Below are 23,251 nucleotides of genomic sequence, written 5' to 3' on the forward strand. Positions count from 1 at the left end.
CCCCGCTCAGCGGTACATCTTCGCCAGCTCGGCGACCGCCTCGGCCATCAGCGCGCGCAGCTCCGGCGGCCCCAGCACCTCGACGGCGGCGCCCATGCGCAGCAGCAGCCAGCGTGCGTGCCGGATCGACTCGACGGGGACGGTCACCGTGCGCCAGCCGTCGGCCTCGGGCGGGCCGCCCTCCTCCATGGCGGCGGCCACGGCGTCGCCGCCCAGGGTGTAGGCGAGCAGGCTGTCCGTGCCGGGCGCCACCCTGATGCGGGCCTCGGCGGTGTACATGCGCTCGCGGAACTCCTTGGCGTACGCGTGCCAGAACTCGGCCAGGTCGAAGCTCTCGGGCCGCTCGAAGCGGCCGGGCAGCGTCTCCAGCGTCAGGACGCGCGAGACGCGGTAGGTGCGTGGCGTGCCGCCGGGCGGCGCGGCCACCAGGTACCAGGAGCCGCCCTTCAGGACCAGCCCGTACGGGTGGACGACGCGCTCGACCTCCTCGTTGCCCCACCGCCGGTAGGTCATCCGGATCGGCCGCAGGTCCCACACCGCCTCGGCCACCCCGCTCAGGTGGGGCGCCTCGTCCGGCCCCCGGTACCAGCCGGGCACGTCGAGCAGGAAGCGCTCGCGCATGCGGGAGGCGTACGAGCGGGGCTCGGGCGGCAGCGCGGCCAGCAGCTTCAGCTCCGCGTTGGCCGCCACCTCGGCCAGGCCCAGCTCGGCGGCCGGGCCGGGCAGGCCCGCGAGGAACAGCGAGGACGCCTCCTCGGCGGTCAGGCCGTTCAGGCGGGTGCGGTAGCCGTCGAGAAGCTGGTAGCCGCCGGCCGGTCCGCGGTCGGCGTAGACCGGCACACCGGCGGCGGACAGCGCTTCGACGTCTCGGTAGACGGTGCGGACCGACACCTCCAGCTCGTCGGCCAGCTCGGTCGCGGTCATGCGCCCGCGCGTCTGCAGGAGCAGGAGGAGGGACAGGAGGCGGCTGGCGCGCATGCCGCCAGTCTAGGGACGGTCCGCGGGAGGAGCCCCCGCGGCGGCGTCAGGCGAACTGCTGCCAGCCGAGCCGGAGCACCATGGCGGCGACGACGAACAGGAGCACGATCCGCACGAAGCCCGCGCCGTTGCGCAGCGCCATGCGGGCGCCGAGCTGCGCGCCGGCGACGTTGAACAGCGCCATGCCGAGCCCGAGCCCCCACAGCAGGTGTCCCTGCCAGGCGAAGACGAACAGCGCCCCGAGGTTCGTCCCCGTGTTGATGATCTTGGCGGAGGCGGAGGCGGAGACGAAGTCCAGGCCGAGGATCGTGGTGAACGCGATGATGAGGAACGTGCCGGTGCCCGGGCCCATGATGCCGTCGTAGAAGGCGATCCCGACGCCGGCGACGGCCACGGCGGCCACGATCCGGCCCCGGGTGCGCAGGTGCGGCTGGGGCACGGACCCGAGCGCGGGCCGTAACGTCACGAACGCGGCCACGCCCAGCAGGACGGCCATGACGAGGGGTCGCAGCACCTCGGCGGAGATCGCCGCCGCGGCGGAGGCGCCGAGCCCGGCGCTGAGCACGGCCAGCCCGGCTCCGGGCAGCGCCACCTCACGGTCGAACTTGGTGGTACGGGCGTAGGCCACGGCGGCCGAGGCGGTGCCGAACACGGAGGAGAGCTTGTTGGTGGCCATGGCCTGCACCGGCGGCACACCGGCCACCATGAGCGCCGGGAGTTGGAGCAGCCCGCCGCCGCCGACGACGGCGTCCACCCAGCCGGCACCCGCCGCGGCCACCAGCAACACCAGCACCTGTTCCAGCGGCACGCCACTCCCCCGACCGATTCGACCCGGATCAACCCAGTCGAGGGTATAGGTCGGGTTTCAATGGCTTTGCCCCACCCCGGAGTGGGGCGGGGCGGGGCCCGGGGACGGTCCGGCGCGCGACGTCAGGGAAGGTGACGGCCGCACGCCGGGCGCGCTCTCAGCCTTCGGCCACCTCTTTGGCCTCACGGCCGTGGACGGTGAGCGCGTACAGGACGACGAGGTCCACCGCGATGACGACGAGCGACCACCAGGGGTTGACGGCGATCCAGATGAGCTGGGTGATCGCGTTGAGCATGACGATGATGATCGCGACGACACGTGCCCACATCTGGCCCGCCAGGAGGGCGGCCCCGACCGCGACCAGCAGGATCCCGAGCACGAGGTGCACCCATCCCCACCCCGTGAGGTTGAACAGCAGCAGGCGCCGGGCCGTCGCCACGTAGAAGTCGCCGGTGAAGATGGCGTACAGGCCGGAGACCACGTTGAACAGCCCCGACATGATGATCATGATGGCCGCGAACCACACCCAGCCGACCCACCCGGTGACGTGCCGCGCTTGATAGGTCATGGCGAATCCCCCCGAAAGACTGCCTTCAGTCACGCTCCGGAAATGACTGTACGGAGCGCATCATGTACCGACAGTACTGACATGTGGGGGCTCACGGCTCTTGTCGCGGTAAATGTTGTGACTGGGAGATTTGGTGGGTCTGCTGCCTTCTGGGATGGAGAGGGAGACGCGCTCAGGCGGGCGCCGAGCCGTCCACCAGCTCGGGGTCGAGCGGCGGCTCCTCCTCGGTCACCGGCGCGGTGAGCGCGTGGTCGACCGTCTCGTGGATCCGCAGCACCTCCGCCGTGCCGGTGATCTCCAGCAGGCGGGCCGGCGAGGGACGCATCCCGGCCAGGTGGAGACTGCCGCCGTTGTCGCGCAGGAGAGCGTCGGCGCTGATGAGCACGCGCAGCCCGGTGCTGGCCAGGAAGGGCATGCCACTCAGATCCAGCACCAGCCGCTTACCCGGGGCGGGACACGTCTCGCGGATGAAGTCCTCGAACTGGCCGACGGTCGTGGCGTCCACCTCGCCGCCGACGGCGATCACGCTCGCGCCCGGCAGCCGCCGGGAGGTGAGGGTCAGGGATGTCATCGATACCTCGCGCCGGGGGTCCGTCAGATGGTCAGGTGGAGCATGGCCAGCAGCCGGCGCATCTGCTCGGGGATCTCACTCACCGTGGCCGAGCCCTCGCGGACGAGGCCGAACAGGACGCGCACGCCGGAGACGTCGATGAAGGACAGCCTGGCCGCGTCGACCACCAGCCGGCCGCCGATCCGGCCGGCCTCGCGCAGCACGCGCGCCAGCGCGGGGCTGTTGGTGCAGTCGACCTCACCGGTGAGCGTGACGACCGGGTAGCCGGGCGCGGCACCGGCGGTGACGCGCAGCAGCCCGTCGGCGTACAGCACGCGTTGGGTCACCGGAGCCTCATCACTGGAGCGCGGGGTGTCGCCTTTGAGCACGTCGTCGCCCCCTGTCATCAGAGTCCGGTATGCCTCTCTCGCCTGGGTCGCCGATCGTCACGGCGGTTCGTGTAGACCCCAAGGGTAAGCGTGTACGAGAATACAGGAAAGTTTTTTCGCTATAAAATCTTCTCTGACAGTCCAGCCGGGTCCGGTACTCCGCCCGGGCCTACGGAGTGAGTCTCATGGCCAAGCCCGACGGCGATCAGTCTCGTTGGACCTTCCTCACCAACCACGCACGCGTGCTGCTGGAGATCGCCCGCAACCCCGAGGTGCGCGTCCGTGAGATCGCCGCGGCGATCGGGATCACCGAGCGGACGGCACAGGGCATCGTCACGGACCTCAAGGAGGCGGGGTACCTCGACCCCGTCCGGGTGGGCAGGCGCAACCACTACACCGTCAACGCCGGCCGGCGTTTCCGGCACCACACGGAGGCGGACGTGCCGGTGCAGGTGCTGATCGACATGTTCACCCACCGCGACCACGGCGGCGCCCCCTCCGGAGGGGGTCCCTCGACCGGCGCGCATGGGTGAAGGCCGCACGGGTGGCGCGGCGGATGGCCCGTGGGCGGGCGGGAGCCGGCCGGGTGGGTGGTGGCCGGGTGGGTGGTGGCCGGCGTGCTGGTCGCCCGTTCCGGTCGCGCGGCGCCCGCCCGCACGACGGCGGGCCGTACGGGCGGGGCGTGACCTCGGGAGGTGTCAGGCGGCGGTCGTGAAGCGGACCGGCATGTGCTTGATGCCGTTGATGAAGTCCGAGCGCATCCGCCTGACCGGCCCGGCGTGCTCGGCCGCCGGGAAGCGGCGCAGCAGCTCCCTGATCATGCAGGTGATCTGCAGCCGGGCCAGATTGGCGCCCAGGCAGAAGTGCGGGCCGCCGCCGCCGAACGTCACGTGGTCGTTGGGGTCGCGGCGGATGTCGAAGGTGTACGGGTCGGTGAAGACGGTCTCGTCGTGGTTGGCCGACATGTAGAACGTGACGACCTTCTCCCCCTCGGCGATCCGCCGGCCGTGCAGCTCGGTGTCGCGCGTGGCCGTGCGCCGGAAGTTGTGGATGGAGGACCCCCAGCGCAGGAACTCCTCGGTGGCGGTGTGCCACAGCTTCTCGTCGTCCAGGTGGGCGGCCAGCTCCCGGTAGCTGGCAGGATGCTCGATGAGGGCGTTCATGGCGTGCGCGATGAGGTTGCGGGTGGTCTCGTTGCCGGCGACGCAGAGGATCACGAAGAACGCGTCGATCTCCTCCCTGGTCAGCCGGTCGCCGTCGATCTCGGCCTGGACCAGGTTGGTGAGGATGTCGTCGCGGGGGTTCTTGCGCCGCTCGTCGACCAGGCCGTCGCAGTAGCCGAAGATCTCGGCGGCGGCGATCTCGCCGTCCTCGGGGGTGGTGCGGAAGTCGGGGTCCTGAAAGCCGACCATGCGGTTGGACCACTCGAAGATCTTCGCGTGGTCCTCCTCGGGGACGCCGACGAGGTCGCAGATCATCTGCAGCGGCAGGTACTCGGCGACGTCGGTGACGAACTCGACCTCGCCCCCCTTGTCGAGGACGGAGTCGGCGATGCGCTCGGCGCGGCGCCGCACCTGGTCCTTGAGCCGGGCGATGGTGCGCGGGGTGAAGCCGGCGCTGACCAGGCGGCGGTAGCGGGTCTGCTTGGGCGGGTCCATGTTGAGCAGCATGAGGCTGGCGACCTCGATGAACTCCGGCGTCTGGGTGCGGATGAAGGCCGTGCCGATCTCGGTGGACCAGGTGCGGGTGTCGCGACTGATCGCCTTGACGTCGTGGTAGCGGGTGACGGCCCAGAAGCCGGTGTCGTCGGGGACCTCGTGCCAGTGGACGGGGGCGTTGCGGCGGAGGTAGGCCAGCTGGTCGTGCGGCACTGCTTGTTCCCAGGCGTCCTCGAGCAGGTTGATCCGCATGGGTGCTCCCCTTTCGGCGCGAGTCGGGAGAGGGCGGGGGCCCGTTCTGGTGGTCCGTTCTGGTGTGCCGGGTCGTACGGGTGCGGGCGGACGGGGTGGGGTGGCGTCAGCCGTCGGGCAGGCCGAGCAGGTCGCGCAGGCTATCGACGACGGCCCGAGTCTCGACCGCCGGCGGGTCGAGCCGGTGCTGCACCGCGCAGCCGATCAGCACCCCGAGCACGGCTGTGGCCGTGTGCTCGGGCGAGCGCCGCAGGGGCACCCCCGCAGTGTCGGCCCAGTCGGCCAGCCCTTCGGCCAGCCGGGCGCGGATGCCGGCGTACCTGCGGGCGAGGGGCTCGCCGATCTCGGGATCGCGCGCGCCGTGCAGCCACAGCTCCATCTCCAGCAGGAGCCATGACGCACCGCGATCACCGTCGTCGCGGGTGAGCACCTCGAACAGGGCCGCCAGCCGCTCGTCGAGCTCGGTGACGTCCTCGAAACCGGACAGCAGCTCGGCGGCCGTCTGGTCCTTCCACACCTCCAGCAGGGCCAGCAGCAGACCCTCCTTGCCACCGAAGTGGTTGTAGAGGGCGCCGGTGGTGCGGCCGGCCGCCTCGGCCACGGCCTCGGCGGAGACGGCATGGAAGCCCTTGCGGGCGAACAGGTCGGCCGCCGCGTCGATCAGCCGGGCGCGCGTCTCGGCCCGCCGCTGGTCCTGCGTACGGGCCACGACCGCCTCCCGGCTGAATATCGGGTTCCCTACATATGTCTACGACTTGATATATCCCCCAACCGAGCGCTCGGTCAAGGAGTGGGACGACCAGTGCGTCAGGCGGCGCAGGCCGTACTCGACGGGCCCGTAGCGGTGGCGGCGCAGCCACAGGGCGCTCAGCGCCAGCAGCACGGCGTAGACGGCGACGGCCACCCCCATGACCGCGACGGGCGCCAGCCGCCCGCCGAGCGCCAGGCCGTACCCGGTGAAGACGAGGGCGATGAGCAGCGACTGGCCTAGGTAGTTGGAGGCGGCCATCCGGCCGGCGGGCGTCAGCGCGCGGGCCACGGCGGGGAAGCGGCGCACGACCCGCAGCAGGGTGGCGACGTAGGCGGCGGCCAGGAGCAGCGAGGTGAGGGTGTTCACGGCCATCCCCGCCGGCTCGGCGACGCCCCCGCGGGACAGGCTCCAGGCGTACAGGACGCCGCCGGGCAGACCGGCGCCGAAGCCGACGATCTGCACGCGGCGCAGCAGGCGCGTGCGCGAGCCGAGCCCCTCCAGCAGCCGTGTCCGGCCCGCCGCCAGCCCGAACAGGAACATGGCCAGCGCCGTCGGCCCCTGGAACAGCCAGACCATGCCCGCGACGGGCGGGTACAGGGCGAGCTGCAGCCGCAGGAAGTCCAGCGGCCCGCCGGTCGCCAGGTCGAGCACCCGGGCTGCCTCGGCGGGGTCGGGCGTCTCCGGCGGGACGGTGGCCGGGTGGAGCGCGGCCACCCCCGCCACCGCCAGCCCCAGCAGGGTGAGCGCGCCGATGATCGCCGCCCCGGTGATGACGGCCGTCCTCGGCCGCAGCCGGCGCAGGGCCAGCAGGGCCACGCCGAGCAGCGCGTACAGCGTGAGGATGTCGCCGACCCACAGCAGGAACCCGTGCGCGACGCCGATGAGGAACAGTCCCAGGCAACGGCGCAGGGTGCGCGCCCGCACGCTCGCCCCCGCGCGCTCGGCGGCCCGCATCTGGAGCGTGAAGGAGTAGCCGAACAGGAACGAGAAGATCACGTAGAACTTGGTGAGGACGAGGGCGGCGATCACGGACGCGACCGGCCCGTCCGTGATCGGCATGGCGCCGGACATGGCGTAGCCGGGGTCGGCGAGGAAGCCGATGTTGGCCACCAGGATGCCCGCCAGCGCGAACCCGCGCACCGCGTCCACCTCGTGGACCCGGCCGGCGGGGCCGGCGGGAGTGGGGAGCTGCGTCATGCCGCGACGCTAGGCCGGGCCCGACAGCCCCCGCATCGAACCTTGGTCGGCCGGATCCCCCACCAAAGACGCGCGCACCGGCTCCCGAGCCGGCACGAGCAGGAAGGGGCGCGCCGGGCGGCCGGGATCGTTGGGATCGGGACCGGGGTGCCGTACGGTGATCGGCATGTGGGTCCGCACGGGCGGCCACGGAGGAGATGCCGTCCGTGACGACGCGCTGGTCCCGCCTCCATATCACCGTGATAGGTGGCCTTTGACGACTAGCCGGATCCACCCCAGTCGATACTTTGACAGCACCCCCCACAAAGGAGTGCACATGTGGAGTAAGCGCATGGGCCTGGTCGGCGTCACCATCGTCGCCGCCTGCCTGGCCACCCCCCTCACCCCCGCGGTCGCCGCCCCCACTCCTCCCGGCGACGAGGCTCCACGCGAGGTGGTCGACGCCCTCCAGCGGGACCTCGGCCTCTCCGAGCAGCAGGCGGTCACGCGCCTGGCCAACGAGCAGCGCGCCGCGGCCACCGAGGCCCGGCTCAGCTCCTCGCTCGGCCCCACGTACGGCGGGTCCTGGCTCAACGCGGACGCCTCCGTGCTCATGGTGGCCACCACCGACCCGGCGGCCCGGGCCTCGATCGAGGCGCAGGGCGCGCAGCCCGTCCTGGTGCCGCGCTCGCTGGCGCAGCTCACCACCGTCAAGGACCAGCTCGACCGGGCCGCGACCGGCACCAAGGCCAACCTCTGGTACGTCGACGTGGTGACCAACTCCGTCGTCGTCGTCGCCGCCGACCAGCGGACCGGCGAGCGGCTGGCCGCCAAGGCGGGCGCCGAGCCCGGCGTCGTCAAGGTGCAGGTCAGCAACGAGACCCCGCAGCCGTTCATCAACATCGTCGGCGGCGCCCCGTACTACATCGGCTCCAGCCGGTGCAGCGTCGGCTTCTCGGTGACCCGCGGCAGCACCCCCGGCTTCGTCACCGCCGGGCACTGCGGCCGGACCGGGAGCAGGACCACGAACCCGACGGGCACCTTCCAGGGCTCCTCGTTCCCGGGCAACGACTACGCCTGGGTCGCCGCCCCCGGCAACACCGCGACGCCGTACGTGCGCGGCTCGGGCGGCGCGAACGTGACGGTGCGCGGCTCCACGCAGGCGTCGGTCGGCGCGTCCATCTGCCGCTCCGGCTCCACCACCGGCTGGCGCTGCGGCACCATCCAGCAGCACAACGCCACCGTGCGGTACGCGCAGGGCACGGTGACCGGCCTCACCCGCACCAGCGCGTGCGCGGAGCCGGGCGACTCGGGCGGCTCGTTCATCTCGGGCAGCCAGGCGCAGGGCACGACCTCCGGCGGGTCCGGCAACTGCTCGGTCGGCGGCACGACCTACCACCAGCCGGTCAACGAGGCCCTGGCGGCGTACGGGCTGACGCTCACGGTCGGCTAGCCCCCGGCGGGGCGTTCTCACGGATGACACGGCGTGCCCGGGTGATCTTCACCCGGGCACGCTTTCCCGTCGGTCACCCGCGGCCGGCGGACCGGCGTTCGCGGTAGGCGCGCTGGCGGCAGGCCGGGGAGCAGTACGCGCGGGGACGCCCCGAGGCGGGCCGTTCGACCGGCGCTCCGCACACCTGGCACACCGGAGATTCGTCACGGGTTTCGTAACGCTCTTGCTCCTCGGATCGCTGCCGGACGAGCACCTCGATGCCGTCGAGCAGCCGCGCCAGGCCGAACGAGAAGGAATCCTCGGGGTGGTCGTAGCCGCCCTCCTCCCACAGCCGGGTGAGCGTCGGATAGCGGCCGAACCGCTCGAACAGCGACTGGCGCGCCCCCCACCACTCCTCCTCGCTGACGCCGCTGCTGCGCTCGGCCTCGGCGGCCTCCACGAGCACGAGGGCCTCGGCGTCGACGAACCGGCCGACGAGCCCGACCACGGCGAGCACCTGCGAGGGGGTGAGGCCGGTCCCGGCGACGGCGCTCAGCATGTGCTCGAAGTGGGCGACGGCGTTGGGGCCGGGCACGTGGCGCACGCCGCGCGCCTCTGCCAGCCAGGGGTGGCGCCTGCGGACCTCCCAGCCCTGGCGCGCGCACGCCTCCAGCCGCTCCCGCCACCCGTCCCCGTCCCCGTCCCCGTCGTCGGGTTCGGGTTCGGCAGGCAGCTCGGCGAGCTCGGCGAGGACGGCGTCGCGCATGAGGTCGACGAGCTGGTCGCGGCCGGGCACGTGCCGGTAGAGCGACATGGTGGTGAACCCGAGCCGGTCGGCCACCTTGCGCATGGACAGCCCGGCCAGCCCCTCGGCGTCGGCCAGCTCGACGGCCGCGCGCACGATCCGGTCCAGGTCGAGACCCTGCCTGCCGCCCCGGTCCCGGCCGTCGTCCGCGTCCCGCCACAGGAGCTCCACGCCCCGCCGGGGATCTTCCGACTTGCCTCGCGCCATCATGTTTATGGTATACACCTTGTGTACGCCATAAACATCACTGTGGGAGGACCCGTTCATGACTGAGATCTTCGTGGCCCCCGGCGGGGACGACTCCGGCCCGGGCACGCGCGAGCGGCCGTTCGCCACGCCGGACCGCGCCCGCCGAGCGGCCCGCGCGGCCACGGGTGACGTGCTCGTCCAGCTCCGCGCCGGCACGTACACGCTGGCCGAGCCGCTGGAGCTCACCGAGGCCGACTCCGGGCGCGACGGTCACCGGGTCGTCTACCAGGCCCACGGGTACGGCACCCCGGACCAGGAGGAGGTGGTCCTGAGCGGCGGGCGCCGCGTGACCGTACGGGAGGAGCCCGGCGGCGTGTGGGCGGCCGGCGTCGGCGACCTGGAGCCGCGCCAGCTCTACGCCGCGGGCCGCCGGGCCGAGCGCGCCTCGATCGACGGCCTGCCCGGCGCGGCCGCCATGACCGGCACCGGCTACACCACCGACAGCCCCGAGCCGCTGCGCTGGAGCAGCCCGGGAGACGTGGAGTTCGTCCACCGGGGCGTCTACCCGTGGACCGAGGCCCGCTGCGGGGTCGCCGAAGTCACCGCCGAGGACGGCACGACTATCGTCACCATGGCGCAGCCCGCCTTCGGCCGCGCCCTTGAGCTGTACAACTCCACCTGGCAGGGCCAGACCTCGCGCGGCCCCGGCCTGCCCACCCGGATCGAGAACGACGCGGCGTTCCTCACGCTCCCCGGCACGTTCGCGCTGGATCGCTCACGGCCCGGCGAGCACGTCGTCCGCTACCTGCCCCGGCCGGGCGAGCGGCCCGAGGACGTGGTCGTCCCCGCGCTGGAGACGCTGCTGCGGATCACCGGAGCGCGGGACGTGTCGCTGCGCGGGCTGACGTTCGCCGACGCCACCTGGTCGCGCCCCGGCGGGCCGGAGGGGTTCCTGCACTACCACGGCAGCGGCTTCTACGAGGGCGGGCCGATCGACACGGTGTCGCTGGGCGAGGAGGTCGGCTCGGTGACGGTGCCCCGCGCGTCCGCCACGATCCCGGCGTGCGTGGTGCTCGACGGCGCCTCACGGGTGACGGTCGAGGACTGCCGCTTCACCCGGCTCGGCGCCACCGGCCTCGGCCTGTACGACGGGGCGGACGTCACGGTGCGCGGCTGCGACTTCGACACGCTGGCCGCCGGGGCCGTCACGGTGACGCGGACCCGGGACGCGCTGGTCGAGGACAACTGGATCCACCACGTCGGCCTCGACTTCCCCGGCTCCCCCGGCATCGCCCTGCTGGGCACCACGGGGTGCGCGGTCGCCCGCAACCACGTCGCCGAGGTCCCGCACTGCGGCATCGTCGCCGGGCCCGGCCGCGGCACCCGGATCGTGGGCAACCTCACCACCGGCACGATGAGCGTGCTGGCCGACGGGGGCGGCGTCTACCTGTCGGGCCCCCAGGGCGACTCGGCCGAGAGCGGCGCGGTGGTCCGGGGCAACGTCATCTCGGACACGCGCACGCCGTACAACTTCGGGCTGTACGCCGACTACGGGGCGGCGTGGGTCACTCTCGAGGACAACGTGGTGGAGCGGGCCGACACCACGGCCATCCTGTACGTGTCGCCGCCGCTGGAGCACGTCGTGTACCGGGGCAACTTCTGGGACGCCGACCCGCTCGGCGCCGACGCGCCGCCGCCGGGGGTGACGTACGAGGGCAACACCACGCTCGCCGACGAGGCGGAGCTGCTGGCCGCCACGGCGGCGATCCGCTCCCGCGCCGGTCTCCTGCGCCCCCGCCCCGGCATGCGGCCGGCCTCCCCGGCCGAGACGGCCCCGGCCTCCTGAACGGCGGGCGGCAGGGTCGGCCCTGAGGTCACAAGGTGGTCTGCAGGACCGGACGGCCGAGGACGCCCGGGTCGGCCGTGAACACCGACCCGGCCGCGGGCTGCTCCGTCCGGTCCACGCCCCGGGCGGAGCTGGTGACGAACAGCCGGTCCAGCCCCTCCCCGCCGAACGTCACCGCCGTCACCTGACTCACCGGCAGCGCCACGACCGCCTCCAGCGTCCCGTCGGGACCGTAGCGGTGGACGGCGCCGCCGCCCCACAGCGCCACCCACACCCCGCCCTCGGCGTCCACGGTCAGCCCGTCGGGGGCGCCCCGCTCGGGGTCCACGGACACGAACGGCCGCCGCTCCCACAGGCCCCGTCCCGGCTCGTAGTCGAACACGTCCACCCGCCCGGTCGGGGTGTCGGCGTAGTAGGCGAGCGACCCGTCCGGGCTGAAGTCGAACCCGTTGGAGATCGTCACCCCCGGCACCACCACGCGCAGCGTCCCGTCCGGCTCGGCCACGTACAGGTCACCGGCTCCCGGCGTCTCGTCGTAGGCCATGGTGCCGATGTAGAAACGGCCGTCGGGGTCGCAGCCGCCGTCGTTCATGCGGATGCCCGGATCGCTCCACGCCTCCCCCAGCGAGCGCAGCGGCGCGTCCAGGTCGTCGGCGTCGGCCAGCATGAGCTCCCGCTCGGCCGCCACCACGTAGCCGCCGGCGGCGCGCGGCCGGAGGGCCGCCGCCACGTTTCGGGCGTGGCGGCGGCGCACGGTCCCGTCCGCGTCGAGCTGGAGCACGTCGCCGGCCAGCATGTCCACCCAGCGCAGGCCGCCCCAGCGGGCGCACCACACGGGTCCCTCGGCGTGCTCGGCGACGGGCTCCGTCACCGGCTCGGCGGTGATCGTCATCGCGTGCTCCTCTCAGAGCGGCTGTGCCTTCCGGCGGGCCGCCGACGGGGCCGCCCACCGGCACACTGCCACGTACGCGCCCCGGATCACCTCAGGCCGGGCGCCCGTGTCCGCGTTTCCTCCGGAACGCCCGCCCGCGACCGCGGGGTGAACGTGGCCAGCACGAGGAGGAGCGCGCTCTGGGCGAGCATGCCCGGCGCGAGCGGCGGCGTCGGCCCCACGGTCTTCGACAGGGCGTACCACCACTGGGTGAGCGGGCCGAGCGTGTCCCACGTGTCCGCGTACCGCTGGTCGAGCGGGCCCGCGGCGAAGTTCGCGGACACGTGCGCGTACACGCCGAACATCGAGGCCAGCAGGACGGCCACAGCGATCACACGGACGACGGCCGCCCCGCGCGGCGAGCGGCCGAGGGCGCACACGACGAGCGCGACCACGAGCACCGCCAGGGCGGCCCAGGGGACGAGCTGCTGCGTCGTCTGCCAGTGGCGCTCGGCCGCCAGCTCGAAGGCGGCGCCCATGACGCTGATCGCGGCCACTCCGAGCAGGCCCTGGCGCAGGGTGAGGGTCATGGCGTCAACGCCGACACGATCTTGTTCACGGTGTCCTCGCCGGGGTTGTACTTGGCGAGGTTCCGCCGCAGCGAGGTCAGGTCGGCGTCGTCGGCCGCGTACGGGCGGTACTCGACCACCTCCCTGGCCCACCGCTCGGCGTTGCCGACACCGGCGGCCGTGAGGGCAGCGGCGATCTGCGACTCGTCGGCGGTGTTCGCCGAGACCCTGGCCCCTGCGGCGGTGGCGGCGGTGGCGGCGCCGATGGCCGGCGACGCGGGCTCTCCGGTCGGGCCGGCCGACGAGCAGGCCGTCAACGAGAGAGCCGCGGCGAGCGCCGCCAGCCCGAGCTTGATCTTCATGGCTGTCATGTGAGCCCATCCGGTGCGGGGTTCGTGCGTTGAACCCCACGTTCTCCGGTTTGTCTCAAAGGTTTCTCGCGGGTTCATGAAGATCTGCTGAGAATGCGCGCCGGAACCGTCCCGGATCGTCGCTCGTTGTCCCGGTACACCGAGCGACGCCGGAGGAGGAACATGGGCTGGCACTTCAGCAAGTTGATCAAGGTGGGGCCGTTCCGGGTCAACCTGTCGCGGCACGGCGTGAGCCACAGCTTCGGCGGGCGGCGCTTCCACGTGACGAGCACGCCCGACGGCCGGCGGCACGTGTCGGTACGACTGCCGGGCGGCTTCCATCTGGGCAAGTCGTTCGGCGGTCGCCGCTACGGCGGCCATTACTAAACCCGATATATCTCGCTTTTCCGGGGTAGCTGATCGCCGTTCCGAACCGATGGAGGAAAGCGATGGGCTGGAGCTACCGGAAGTCGATCAACGTCGGGCCGCTGCGGCTGAACCTGTCCCGTGGCGGCGTCGGGCACAGCTGGGGCAACCGGCTGTTCAGGGTCACCAAGACCGCCGACGGGCGTAAGACGCTGTCGGTCAACCTGCCGGGCGGGTTCCACTGGCGCAAGACGCTGAGCAGCCGCACGAGAGACTGAGGCGCGCTCGCCCCGGACGGACATCGCGCAGGGCCGGGGCGCCGCCGGACACCGGCGGCGCCCCGGTAGCGGAAGTGTGTGGGCATGTGCCGTGCTTCGATCGTGCGGGTTCAGGCCGGGGGGATGTTGTGGACGCGGCCGAGCAGGTTGTCCGGGTCCCAGTCCCTCTTGACCCGGCGCAGGCGGGCGTGGTCGGCGGGGGTGTAGGCGTCGCGGGTCCGTGCGGGATCGGTGAGGAAGTTCAGGAAGGAGCCACCGGTGGCGTACGGGCGCAGGGCGCCGGCCAGGTCACACACCGCCTCACCGGCGGCGTCCGCCGGGAGGCTCCCGGCCGGGATCGCGTCCGGGGCCGCGGCTGTGCCCGGCCGGGCGCCCAGGACCGCGGTCGCGATCACCGAGAACGGCACGTCGCGATGCCCCACCGGCCCCGCGTCCGGCTCCGGCCTGGCCATGGCGCCGCCCCAGTGCCGTACCTCGACGGCTGTCAGCGCCGGCTCGGCCGCCGATCCATCGGACGTTGCCTCGCCGGCGGCTCGCGTCACCGCGCGGACGGCGCCGTCCGGGAGCTCGGGCAGCAGCTCCAGGTGCTGCCGGACCGCCATGGGCGCCGGCTCCGGACCGCCGAACGCCGTCGCCGCCTCCCCGAACGTCATCGCCCCGAACCCGCCCCCGAGCACGGGCCCGGCGGCTTCCAGCAGCGGGGCCAGCGCCTGCCGCCCCCGCTCGGCGTCGCCCGCGTAGAAGCCTCGCACGGCCAGCATCCACCGCGCCGGGCCGCCCGGCTCGTCACCTTGGCCGCCCGGCATGCGCATGAGGATGACGGAGGTGTTCAGCTCGTCGGGCTCGGCCGGGGCCCACTCGCGGTAACGGGCCAGCGTGGCCGCGGCCCGCTCGACGGGGTGCAGCGTCATCCCCGCGTAGACCTCGGCCACCGGGAACAGGCGGAACTCCAGCTCCGTCACGACTCCGAAGTTGCCGCCGCCGCCGCGCAACGCCCAGAACAGCTCGGGGTGCTCTTCCCCGCCGGCCGTGACCGGCTCCCCCGCGGCGGTCACGAGCTCGGCCCGGGTCAGGGCGTCGGCCGCGTAGCCGTACCGGCGGGACAGCCAGCCCGTTCCGCCGCCCAGCGTGTAACCGGTCACGCCGATGCCCGGGGTGCCCGACAGGGGCGCGAGGCCGTACGGCGCCGCGGCGGCGATCACGTCGGACCAGCGGGCCCCCGCGCCGGCCCGCGCGGTCCGGCGGCCGGGATCGACCCGCACGCCGCCCAACCGCCCGGTCCTGAGCAACAGGCCACCGTCGGCGGGGACGTGGGTGCCGTGGCCGGTGGCCTGGACGGTCAGGGGCAGGCCGTGCTCACGGGCCACCAGGACCGCGGCCCGCACGTCGTCCGGGTGCGCGGCCTCGGCGACGATGGCGGGCCGAGGGTCGATCGTGAGATTCCAGGCGGGCCGGTGGGCGTCGTACCCGGGCTCGCCCGGCAGATGCAGCCGATCGCCGAACGAGGCGCGCAGCCGCCGAACAGCATCACCGAACCCGGCCCGGCCATCACCCACCCCAGCCGCACCCGCACGAGACGCACCCATTCCTTCCATGGGCGGGGTGGGCACGCCGGGACCGGACACTCCTTCCGTCGGCACGGTGGGCGCGCCGGAGCCGGCCGCCGCACCCGTGGACACGCCAGCATCGATGACATTTCGCGAAGACGAGGACATAGCGCCGATCTTCGCCCTCCACCCCCTCCATGGTCGTCCTGCGGGCGAAGACACCTCCGGCTACCTGGTCCGACGTACGAGCCGGCCCCATACAACCCTGGGAGTACATCCCAGATCAGACCTGGAGACGACGAGATCTCCGGCCCGACCCCCTACTGTTCTGGCATGAAGTTCGCGCGCATGCCCGACCTGGCGCTCGCGCTGGTGGTGGCCGTCCTGCTGGAGGCGGGCGCGCTGGCGGCCCCCGGCACGGCTCCCCTCGCCCATGTGGCCGTCCTGGCCGGTTCGCTGGGGCTGGTCGCCTGGCGGACGGCGCCGCTGGTCGCGCTCACCATGGCCACGGTCTTCATGCTGGTCTACGTCGTGAGCTCCCATCCCGGGCCGGCGGCGGCGTTCCCGGTGCTGGTGACGGTGTTCGGCGCGGTCAGGGGCGGTCACCGGCTGGCCGCCGCGGCGAGCGCGGTCGCGTTCCTGGGCTGCGGGCTCGCGGTCGGCCTCGCCGAGGCGGCGGGGCAGCCGGCCCAGCCCCTGGTGGAGCGCACGATCCTGCTGGTCGGCTGGTTCCTGGCGGCGGCGGTGGCGGCCAGCGCGAGCCGGGGCTGGCGGGCGTATCTCGATGAGGCCGAGCGCAGGGCCGCCGAGGCGGAGCGCACCCGTGAGGAGGCGGCGCTGCGGCGGGCCGGCGAGGAGCGGCTGCGCATCGCCAGGGAGCTGCACGACTCTCTCACCCACAGCATCTCCATCATCAAGGTGCAGGCGGGAGTGGCCGTCCACCTGGCGCGCAAGCGCGGCGAGGAGGTGCCCGAGGCCCTGCTGGCGATCCAGGAGGCGAGCCGCGAGGCGATGCGCGAGCTGCGCGCGACGTTGGAGGTGCTGCGCGACTCCGCCGACGATCCCCCGGCCACGGGTCTCGACCGGCTCGACGACCTGGTGGGCCGCGCCCGCGCCGCCGGCCTGCCCACGACCGTGACGATCGAGGGTGACCGGCGCCCCCTGCCGGCCGAGGCCGACCGGGCGGCGTACCGCATCGTCCAGGAGGCGCTGACCAACATCGCGCGCCACGCGGGCCCGGCGTCGGCCTCTGTGTGTCTCCGCTACGCCGGCGACGCGCTGCTCGTCCAGGTGGACGACGACGGGCGAGGCTCTCCCGACGAGGCCCCGGTGCCGGGAGTGGGGCTACGCGGCATGCGCGAGCGGGTCACCGCCCTCGGCGGCCACCTCCGCGCCGAGCCCCGCCCGGGCGGCGGTTTCACCGTCCAGGCCCACCTCCCCCTCCCTCCAGGCCCCCTCTCCGGCCCCCGCGCACCGCGCACACCAGACGCCGCCGTCGCCCGCCCCACGCGGTCCGACGAGCCGCCACGCGCTTCGCCCTCAGAAGCTCCCACCCCGGACGAACAGCCCTCCGGCGAGGAAGTCGCGGCCGGCACTCCCATCGGAGACGCGTCATGATCCGGGTGCTGCTCGCCGACGACCAGGCGCTCATCCGGGCCGGCTTCAGCGCCCTGCTCAACGCCGAGGACGACATCGAGGTGGTGGCCGAGGCGGCGAACGGTGAGCAGGCGGTGGCCCTGGCGCTGGAGCACCGGCCCGACGTGGCGCTCGTGGACGTGCAGATGCCGGTGATGGACGGCATCGAGGCGACCCGGCGGATCGCCGCCGACGACCGGCTGGGCGACGTGCACGTGGTGATCCTCACCAACTACGGCCTGGACCAGTACGTCTTCGACGCCCTGCGCGCCGGCGCGGGCGGCTTCCTGGTGAAGGACACGGAGCCCGCCGACCTGCTCCAGGGCGTACGGATCGCCGCGCGGGGGGACGCGCTCCTGTCGCCCTCGATCACCAGACGCCTGATCTCGGAGTACGTCGCCCACCGCCCCGAGCCCGCGCCCACCGGCCTGGAGGTGCTGACGAACCGGGAACGCGAGGTGACGGCCCTGGTGGCTCGCGGCCTGTCCAACGACGAGATCGCGGCCCACATGGTGATCAGCCCGACCACGGCCAAGACACACGTCAGCCGCGCCATGACCAAGCTCCACGCCCGCGACCGCGCCCAGCTCGTCGTCCTGGCCTACGAGACCGGCCTGGTGACCCCCCGCCCCCGGTGACGAACGGCCCTGCCCGTCGCCGACCGGTGCCCCGCCGAACCGTGCCCCGCCGAACCGTGCCCAGCCAGACGGTGCCCAGCCGGACGGTGCCCAGCCGGACCGTGGTCAGCCGGGTGTGCCCACGTGCTGGTCCAGGAAGGTGAGGAGCGTGCGGGTGAGGGCCACCCGGTGGTCCGACAGGGCGTGGTCGGTCGGGAAGACGTGATCCTCCAGAGCCACGGACGGCTCGGCGCGGTAGGCGGCGGCGACCGGGTCGTGGTGGACGGGGTGCGGAGCAACGGGGTCGCGGCCGGCGCCGATCAGCAGCACGGGACGACCGGCGAGCCGCGGCGCCAGCCCGGCGAGCCGCCATTCCTCCCCCGCTTCCTCCATCTCCGCCACCAGCGCCTCGCCACTGGTGCCGCGCAGCGGGAGCAGCTCGCCGTCGAACGCCTCCACGTACCCCGCCCGCGCCCCCGGGTCCCGGCGCGACAGCGCGCCGGCCGCGCCGAAGTCGAACGCCGCCCACGAGGCGACCGCGAGGACCGACGGATCGGCCGCGGCGGTCATCAGCGCGGTGAACCCGCCCGCGCTGTGCCCGGCGACCACCACCCGCGACGGGTCCAGCCGGTGAGCCGCCACGAGCCCGGGGTCGCGCAGGGCGGTGACGGCGGCGGAGGCGTCCTCCAGCACGTGCTCCCACGACCACGTGCCGCCCATGCCCCACGAACCGCGGTAGTGGAACACCAGCGTCGCGTATCCGGCGCGGCGCAGCGCCTGGGCCACGTCGAAGTTGCGCTCCATGCCCGGGAACCCGTGCAGCAGCAGCACGACCGGGTGCGGGCCCGGGCCGGCGGGCACGTGCAGCACGCCGAGGAGCGTCTCGCCGCCGCTGGTGAAGGTGACGCCGGGTGTCGTGGCGGGCGGCGTGACGTCGGCGGGCGGATCGGTGACAAGGGGGTTCGCCGTCATGTGCGTACGTCTCCAAGAGATCGAACCGATCGGTACGAGGTTGCACGTTAACAGGACATCGAACCGATCGGTACCATCAGGGGCATGCCAGTCGACAAAGGCGTCACTCTGGACCCGGCGCGCACGCGCGAGCAGATCCTGCGGGTGGCGGGCGAGGTGCTGTACGAGCAGGGACTCGACGGGATCGGCGTCGCGGGGCTGTGCGCCCGCGCGGGTGTGTCGAAGGAGACGCTGTACCGCCACTTCGGCTCCAAGGACGGGCTGGTCCGGGCCGTGCTGGAAGCGCGCAGCGACCGGATCGCGCGCTGGCTGCGCGGGGCCGCCGAGGACGCGGGGCAGGAGCCCGCGGCGCAGCTCGCCGCCGTGTTCGACGCGCTCGCCCGGTGGTACGAGGAGCCGGGGTTCCGCGGGTGCGCGATCATGAACGCCGCCGCGCAGCACCACGAGGGCGCCGCACCGGCCGTAGCGGCCCGCCACCTGGACCGTCACCTTGAGCTGCTGTCCGGCATCGCCGGCCGGGCCGGAGCCGCCGATCCGGACACACTGGCGCGGCAGTTCCTCCTGCTGATGGAGGGCGCCGCCGTGGTGGCCGACCACCACGGCGTGGCCGGCACGGGCGAGCAGGCCAGGCGGGCGGCCCTCACCCTCCTCCACGCGGCCACCGCCCAGCGCGACACCTGAGCGCCGACGGCACCGCGGTAGGCCGCCCCGTACCCCGCCTGCCCCATATCCTTAGGCCGTACGGAGATCTCGGGGCGACGAAGGGCCAGGTGGGGCGGCGTGGTGGTGTTCGCCGGGCAGGGCGACGCGCGGCGGTCCATGGCACTGCTCTGGCGCGACACCGGCACAGCCCGCAGCGAAGGGAGCGCGGGCACCCCAAGCGGCGCAGACAGCGCGGGTGGCGGGGGCGGCGTCGAAAGGGTGGTGAGGAGCCGCGGGCCCCGGGAGGAGCGGGGCAGGCCGGGGCCCAAGCCGGGGCTGAGCGTCGGCATGATCGTGGCCGCTGCGATCGAGGTGGCGGACGCCGAGGGGATGGCGGCGCTGTCCATGCGCGCCGTCGGTGAGCGCCTGGGCCGCACCGCCATGGCCCTCTACACGTACGTGCCGAGCAAGGGCGAACTGCTCGACCTCATGTACGACCAGGCCCTCGCCGAGCTGCCGACCGGTTACGACTCCGGCGCGGGCCGGCGGGCGGCCGTGACCGCGTGGGCGGGTGACGTCCTCGCGCTGTACCTGCGCCACCCGTGGATGCTCCAGGTGTCGCAGGCCCGGCCGGTGCTGGGTCCGAACGAGTACACGATGCTGGAGACGCTGCTGCGGATCCTGCGCGAGAGCGGGCTCGGCCGCGGCCGGGCGCGCCGGGTGGTGGGGACGTTGTTCGCCTTCGTCCGCGGGGCGGCCGGAACGATCGCCGAGGCGCGACAGGCCGAGGCCGCGACCGGGGTGACGGACGAGCGGTGGTGGCGCGACCGGGCGGGCCTGCTGGCGGAGGTGGCGCCGGACTTCGCCGAGCGGTTCCCTGCGGTGGCGTGGCTGGAAAGCGAGCCCCCGGCGCGCCCCCCGGACGAACGGCTCCCGGACCAACGGCTCCCGGACGAGCGCCCGCCGGATGAGCGGGCGCCCGGCGAGCGGTCGGCCGCCGAGCCGGGCTCGTACCTGGAGGGCGAGGCCCGCGCGATGTTCGACAGCGGCCTGGCCCTCATCCTCGCCGGCCTCGAAGCCGCCTGACCCCGCCCGGCCGCATCGACGGGGCGTGGCGGCGGACCTCCGCAGGGGGCGGGCGTCAGTCCGGGCGGCAGCGCGGGCGTCAGTAGGGGACGTAGGCGAACCATCGGCCCGGCCTGACGTCCTCCAGCGGTCGCCTGTCCCATGCCAGGAGGAACGGCGCCGGGACCCGGCTCCCCCTGGCCACGGCGATCACCCGCTGCCCCGCCGCCTCCGCGTCGCGCACCGCCGCGGGGTCGTCGTCCTGCTGCGGCCAGTCCAGGACGGTGTGCCCCGCGCAGCCCGCCCGATAGGCGATCATCACCGCGTTCTCGCCGTACACCAGGCACGGCCCGTGCAGGCCCAGCGCCCCCAGCGCCCGGGCGGCCCGTACGTCGGCCTCCCGCCGGGACAGCCGCGGCGCCACCACCTTCTCCAAGGTGACGCCCTGCAGCACGCAGTGCGTGAGGAGCCCCGCGGCCAGCAGGCAGGCGCCCGCCCGGCGCGGCACCCCGCCCCGTCTGCCGTCCAGCGGCGCGAGGAGGCCGTGGGCGATCGGGAGGGCCAGCAGCGCGTACGTGGGCAGCAGGAAGCGGGGCGCGGCGTACCCGACCAGGAACAGGTACGGCACGGCCAGCGACACCCCCGTCACGGCCGGCACCACGGCCTCGGCCAGGAGGCCGCGGCGCCGGGCCGCGTACAGGCCCAGCGCGACGAGGGCCGGGATCGCGCACCACCACAGCACCCAGGACGGCACGGCCGCGCCGCAGTGGGCGGGCGGGCGGCAGAGGAGGGGGCCGTTCAGCGCCCGGGCGTGCTCGTACAGCGAGAAGTGCAGTCCTGTCTCGTTCGCCGCTCCGGCGGCCGCCCAGCGCGCGGCCGGCCCGCCGAACCGCACGTACGCCTCGGCGATCCACTCCGCCCATCCGGCGGCGAATCCGGCGGCGAGGGCGAGCGCGACCCTGACCCGCCGCCACCCCGGGACGGCGAGCGCCAGGCCGAGCGGGAGGACGAGCCAGATGCTGTCGGGAGGACGCAGCAGGGCCACCGCCGCCACGCACAGCGCCAGGCCGGCCACGCAACGGCGCCCGCCGCCCGGCCGGACGCAGCGCAGGAAGTACCCGGTGGCGCCCACCGCGCCGAACGCCACCCACATGTTCGGCATCGCCTGGCCGCCGTAGAACAGCGCCATCCACAGCGACGCGAACAGCAGCGCCGCCATGGGCACCGCCGCCCCCGGGCGCAGCCGCAGCCAGGTCGCGAACGACGCGTACAGCGCCACGGCCGACAGCACGGACAGGTACACCCGCAGAGCCTCCGTCGAGGAGGTCGCCAGCACCACCGGCGCGACGAGCAGGGTGATGCCGCGGGCGCGCGGCGCGATGAACTCGGTCGCCGGCACGCGGGGATCGACCTGGCTGACATAGACCACCTCGTCCCAGCCCAGCCCCATGCCGGGGCCGACCGCGACGAGCTGGACGATCCCGTAACCGGCGGCCACCAGCACCAGCAGCGCCCGACCGGGGTCGGCCCGCAGCCACGACAGCGTCGACGCTCTTGCTCCCATGGGCCCTTCCTAGCGCCGGCCCCGCCCCGGGGACGGGCCCGGCGTCGAGACTTGCCCGAAGGGATGCACGGCCATGACGCTGTTCCGGGGGAGACGCTGTTCCGGGGAACGGTCCTTCCCTCCGCGCCATGTCCCGGCCCGCTGTCCAGCGTGGACGGTCTAGCGTGGACAGGGGGGCTCGCGGCGTCATGGGGACGGCGCCGTTCCGTGCCGTACCGGGGGGAACACCATGGACGCCTCCAACACCGAAGCCACCGGCGACATCCGCGCAGGGGACGCGGAGCGGCTCGCGGAGCGGCTGTTCGAGGACACGCTCGGAGCCCTGGAGCTGTTCGCCGTTTACCTGGGCGCCGAGCTGGGGCTCTACCACGCGCTGCACGAGCACGGCCCGCTGACGGCCGCCGAGCTGAGCGGGCGCGCCGGGACCGCGCTCCGCTACACCGCCGAGTGGCTGGAGCAGCAGGCCGTCGCCGGGCTGGTCGAGACCGACGCGGGCGCGCCAGCCGAGGAGCGCCGCTACCGGCTGCCGCCCGGGCACGCCCGCGTGCTGGTGGACGCCGACGACCCCGCGCACGTGGCGCCGTTCGCGCACTTGCTGGCCGGGATCGGCGGCGTCATCTCGGACGTGGCCCAGGCGTACCGCACGGGGGCGGGCGTGCCGTACGAGTCGTACGGGCGGGCGTTCCGGCACGGGCAGGGCCACATCAACCGGCCGGTGTTCACCCACGAGCTGCCGAACGCCTGGCTGGCCGCCATGCCGGACGTCGCCGCCCGCCTGCGCGAGACGCCGCGCCCCCGCGTCGCCGACGTGGGGTGCGGGCAGGGCTGGTCCACGCTCGCGATCGCCCGCGCGTTCCCCGGCGCCTGCGTGGACGGGCTGGACGCCGACGCCTCCTCCATCGCCGACGCCCGCGCCGAGGCCGAGCGCGCGGGGCTGGGCGACCGGATCAGGTTGGAGCAGGCGGACGCGTGCCGGCTCGCCGCCGCGGGCCCGTACGACCTGGTGATGATCCTGGAGGTGCTGCACGACCTGCCCCGCCCCGTGGAGGCGCTGCGCTCGGCGCGGGCCGCGCTGACGCCGGGCGGGACCGTGCTGGTGGTGGACGAGCGGGTCGCTGACCGCTTCACCGCGCCCGGCGACAAGGTCGAGCGGATGATGTACGGCTGGAGCGTCACGCACTGCCTGCCGACGCAGCTCGTCGAGTACCCCTCGGCCGCCACGGGCACTGTCATGCGCGCGGACACGGTCCGCCGGTACGCGGCGGAGGCCGGGTTCGGCAGCTGTTCGGTACTGCCGGTGGAGAACGACTTCTTCCGCCTGTACCGGCTGGATCCCTGACCGATTGATTAGACGCGACGTTGCGTCTAGTCTA

At 73.9% G+C, this 23,251-nt stretch carries 26 protein-coding genes; 11 read left to right on the plus strand and 15 right to left on the minus strand.

Annotation, left to right across the window (positions count from 1 at the left end):
• Nucleotides 1-6: 6 nt before the first annotated feature.
• From AB0H64_RS17590 to AB0H64_RS17610, 5 genes are all read right to left on the minus strand, one after another.
• Nucleotides 7-978 (minus strand): YafY family protein, encoded by a 972-nt coding sequence (locus AB0H64_RS17590; protein WP_357625172.1) that lies wholly within the window; start codon nt 976-978, stop codon nt 7-9.
• Nucleotides 979-1,024: 46 nt separating this feature from the next.
• Nucleotides 1,025-1,786 carry a TSUP family transporter gene (locus AB0H64_RS17595; protein WP_357625175.1) on the minus strand — a complete coding sequence of 254 codons (762 nt, stop codon included), beginning with the start codon at nt 1,784-1,786 and terminating at the stop codon, nt 1,025-1,027.
• 157 nt (nt 1,787-1,943) lie between these two features.
• Nucleotides 1,944-2,354: a hypothetical protein gene (locus AB0H64_RS17600; RefSeq protein WP_357625178.1), complete on the minus strand. Its 411-nt coding sequence runs from the start codon at nt 2,352-2,354 to the stop codon at nt 1,944-1,946.
• A gap of 172 nt (nt 2,355-2,526) precedes the next feature.
• The gene (locus AB0H64_RS17605; protein WP_357625180.1) at nt 2,527-2,925 is read right to left on the minus strand and encodes an STAS domain-containing protein; all 399 of its coding nucleotides are present in this window, start codon (nt 2,923-2,925) and stop codon (nt 2,527-2,529) included.
• 23 nt (nt 2,926-2,948) lie between these two features.
• A complete protein-coding gene (locus tag AB0H64_RS17610; RefSeq protein ID WP_357625182.1) occupies nt 2,949-3,251 on the minus strand; it encodes an STAS domain-containing protein in 303 nt (100 codons plus the stop codon).
• A gap of 227 nt (nt 3,252-3,478) precedes the next feature.
• Here AB0H64_RS17610 and AB0H64_RS17615 point away from each other — a divergent pair, with 227 nt between their 5' ends.
• Together AB0H64_RS17615 and AB0H64_RS17620 are read left to right on the plus strand one after the other, a co-directional pair.
• Nucleotides 3,479-3,826 (plus strand): helix-turn-helix domain-containing protein, encoded by a 348-nt coding sequence (locus tag AB0H64_RS17615; RefSeq protein WP_357625184.1) that lies wholly within the window; start codon nt 3,479-3,481, stop codon nt 3,824-3,826.
• A gap of 30 nt (nt 3,827-3,856) precedes the next feature.
• A complete protein-coding gene (locus tag AB0H64_RS17620; RefSeq protein ID WP_357625187.1) occupies nt 3,857-3,979 on the plus strand; it encodes a hypothetical protein in 123 nt (40 codons plus the stop codon).
• 12 nt (nt 3,980-3,991) lie between these two features.
• Here AB0H64_RS17620 and AB0H64_RS17625 read toward each other — a convergent pair whose 3' ends face one another.
• The 3 genes from AB0H64_RS17625 to AB0H64_RS17635 form a co-directional block, all read right to left on the minus strand.
• The gene (locus tag AB0H64_RS17625; protein WP_357625190.1) at nt 3,992-5,203 is read right to left on the minus strand and encodes a cytochrome P450; all 1,212 of its coding nucleotides are present in this window, start codon (nt 5,201-5,203) and stop codon (nt 3,992-3,994) included.
• Between the two features lie 106 nt (nt 5,204-5,309).
• The gene (locus AB0H64_RS17630) at nt 5,310-5,912 is read right to left on the minus strand and encodes a TetR/AcrR family transcriptional regulator (protein ID WP_357625192.1); all 603 of its coding nucleotides are present in this window, start codon (nt 5,910-5,912) and stop codon (nt 5,310-5,312) included.
• A 39-nt stretch (nt 5,913-5,951) separates the two neighbouring features.
• Nucleotides 5,952-7,151, minus strand: coding sequence for a DUF418 domain-containing protein (locus tag AB0H64_RS17635; protein ID WP_357625195.1), 1,200 nt, complete (start codon nt 7,149-7,151; stop codon nt 5,952-5,954).
• A 316-nt stretch (nt 7,152-7,467) separates the two neighbouring features.
• Here AB0H64_RS17635 and AB0H64_RS17640 point away from each other — a divergent pair, with 316 nt between their 5' ends.
• Nucleotides 7,468-8,583 (plus strand): S1 family peptidase, encoded by a 1,116-nt coding sequence (locus AB0H64_RS17640; protein ID WP_357625197.1) that lies wholly within the window; start codon nt 7,468-7,470, stop codon nt 8,581-8,583.
• A gap of 73 nt (nt 8,584-8,656) precedes the next feature.
• On the opposite strand, the gene AB0H64_RS17645 is transcribed toward AB0H64_RS17640, so the two are convergent.
• A complete protein-coding gene (locus AB0H64_RS17645; RefSeq protein WP_357625199.1) occupies nt 8,657-9,577 on the minus strand; it encodes a TetR/AcrR family transcriptional regulator in 921 nt (306 codons plus the stop codon).
• 55 nt (nt 9,578-9,632) lie between these two features.
• Between AB0H64_RS17645 and AB0H64_RS17650 the strand changes: the two genes are divergently transcribed.
• Nucleotides 9,633-11,402 (plus strand): right-handed parallel beta-helix repeat-containing protein, encoded by a 1,770-nt coding sequence (locus tag AB0H64_RS17650; RefSeq protein WP_357625202.1) that lies wholly within the window; start codon nt 9,633-9,635, stop codon nt 11,400-11,402.
• A gap of 28 nt (nt 11,403-11,430) precedes the next feature.
• On the opposite strand, the gene AB0H64_RS17655 is transcribed toward AB0H64_RS17650, so the two are convergent.
• The 3 genes from AB0H64_RS17655 to AB0H64_RS17665 all read right to left on the minus strand — a co-directional run bounded on the left by AB0H64_RS17655 (nt 11,431) and on the right by AB0H64_RS17665 (nt 13,204).
• Entirely contained in the window at nt 11,431-12,294 is an 864-nt protein-coding gene (locus tag AB0H64_RS17655) for an SMP-30/gluconolactonase/LRE family protein (RefSeq protein WP_357625204.1), read from the minus strand.
• An 86-nt stretch (nt 12,295-12,380) separates the two neighbouring features.
• Nucleotides 12,381-12,863, minus strand: coding sequence for a hypothetical protein (locus tag AB0H64_RS17660; RefSeq protein WP_357625207.1), 483 nt, complete (start codon nt 12,861-12,863; stop codon nt 12,381-12,383).
• Nucleotides 12,860-13,204: a hypothetical protein gene (locus tag AB0H64_RS17665; RefSeq protein ID WP_357625210.1), complete on the minus strand. Its 345-nt coding sequence runs from the start codon at nt 13,202-13,204 to the stop codon at nt 12,860-12,862. The genes AB0H64_RS17660 and AB0H64_RS17665 overlap by 4 nt, the downstream gene beginning before the upstream one ends.
• Nucleotides 13,205-13,375: 171 nt before the next feature.
• Here AB0H64_RS17665 and AB0H64_RS17670 point away from each other — a divergent pair, with 171 nt between their 5' ends.
• Entirely contained in the window at nt 13,376-13,579 is a 204-nt protein-coding gene (locus tag AB0H64_RS17670) for a DUF4236 domain-containing protein (RefSeq protein WP_357625212.1), read from the plus strand.
• Nucleotides 13,580-13,641: 62 nt separating this feature from the next.
• Entirely contained in the window at nt 13,642-13,836 is a 195-nt protein-coding gene (locus AB0H64_RS17675; protein WP_357625214.1) for a DUF4236 domain-containing protein, read from the plus strand.
• Between the two features lie 110 nt (nt 13,837-13,946).
• Here AB0H64_RS17675 and AB0H64_RS17680 read toward each other — a convergent pair whose 3' ends face one another.
• Nucleotides 13,947-15,392, minus strand: a complete 1,446-nt coding sequence (locus tag AB0H64_RS17680; RefSeq protein ID WP_357625216.1) for an FAD-binding oxidoreductase — start codon at nt 15,390-15,392, stop codon at nt 13,947-13,949.
• A gap of 324 nt (nt 15,393-15,716) precedes the next feature.
• On the opposite strand from AB0H64_RS17680, the gene AB0H64_RS17685 reads away from it, so the two are divergent.
• Together AB0H64_RS17685 and AB0H64_RS17690 are read left to right on the plus strand one after the other, a co-directional pair.
• Complete coding sequence (locus AB0H64_RS17685) at nt 15,717-17,000, plus strand: sensor histidine kinase (RefSeq protein WP_357625218.1); 1,284 nt, start codon at nt 15,717-15,719, stop codon at nt 16,998-17,000.
• A complete protein-coding gene (locus AB0H64_RS17690; RefSeq protein WP_357625220.1) occupies nt 16,997-17,656 on the plus strand; it encodes a response regulator transcription factor in 660 nt (219 codons plus the stop codon). The genes AB0H64_RS17685 and AB0H64_RS17690 overlap by 4 nt, the downstream gene beginning before the upstream one ends.
• 105 nt (nt 17,657-17,761) lie before the next feature.
• Here AB0H64_RS17690 and AB0H64_RS17695 read toward each other — a convergent pair whose 3' ends face one another.
• Nucleotides 17,762-18,607 (minus strand): alpha/beta fold hydrolase, encoded by an 846-nt coding sequence (locus AB0H64_RS17695; RefSeq protein ID WP_357625222.1) that lies wholly within the window; start codon nt 18,605-18,607, stop codon nt 17,762-17,764.
• Nucleotides 18,608-18,691: 84 nt separating this feature from the next.
• On the opposite strand from AB0H64_RS17695, the gene AB0H64_RS17700 reads away from it, so the two are divergent.
• Nucleotides 18,692-19,288, plus strand: coding sequence for a TetR/AcrR family transcriptional regulator (locus AB0H64_RS17700; RefSeq protein ID WP_357625225.1), 597 nt, complete (start codon nt 18,692-18,694; stop codon nt 19,286-19,288).
• A 99-nt stretch (nt 19,289-19,387) separates the two neighbouring features.
• The gene (locus AB0H64_RS17705; protein WP_357625229.1) at nt 19,388-20,335 is read left to right on the plus strand and encodes a TetR/AcrR family transcriptional regulator; all 948 of its coding nucleotides are present in this window, start codon (nt 19,388-19,390) and stop codon (nt 20,333-20,335) included.
• 79 nt (nt 20,336-20,414) lie between these two features.
• Here the strand turns inward: AB0H64_RS17705 and AB0H64_RS17710 are convergent, their stop codons facing one another.
• The gene (locus AB0H64_RS17710) at nt 20,415-21,878 is read right to left on the minus strand and encodes a hypothetical protein (protein WP_357625232.1); all 1,464 of its coding nucleotides are present in this window, start codon (nt 21,876-21,878) and stop codon (nt 20,415-20,417) included.
• Nucleotides 21,879-22,107: 229 nt separating this feature from the next.
• Between AB0H64_RS17710 and AB0H64_RS17715 the strand changes: the two genes are divergently transcribed.
• Nucleotides 22,108-23,217: a class I SAM-dependent methyltransferase gene (locus AB0H64_RS17715; protein ID WP_357625234.1), complete on the plus strand. Its 1,110-nt coding sequence runs from the start codon at nt 22,108-22,110 to the stop codon at nt 23,215-23,217.
• The last annotated feature ends 34 nt before the right edge of the window (nt 23,218-23,251 follow it).

The sequence above is a fragment of the Nonomuraea sp. NPDC050733 genome, from assembly GCF_040654215.1.
Taxonomy (GTDB): Bacteria; Actinomycetota; Actinomycetes; order Streptosporangiales; family Streptosporangiaceae; genus Nonomuraea.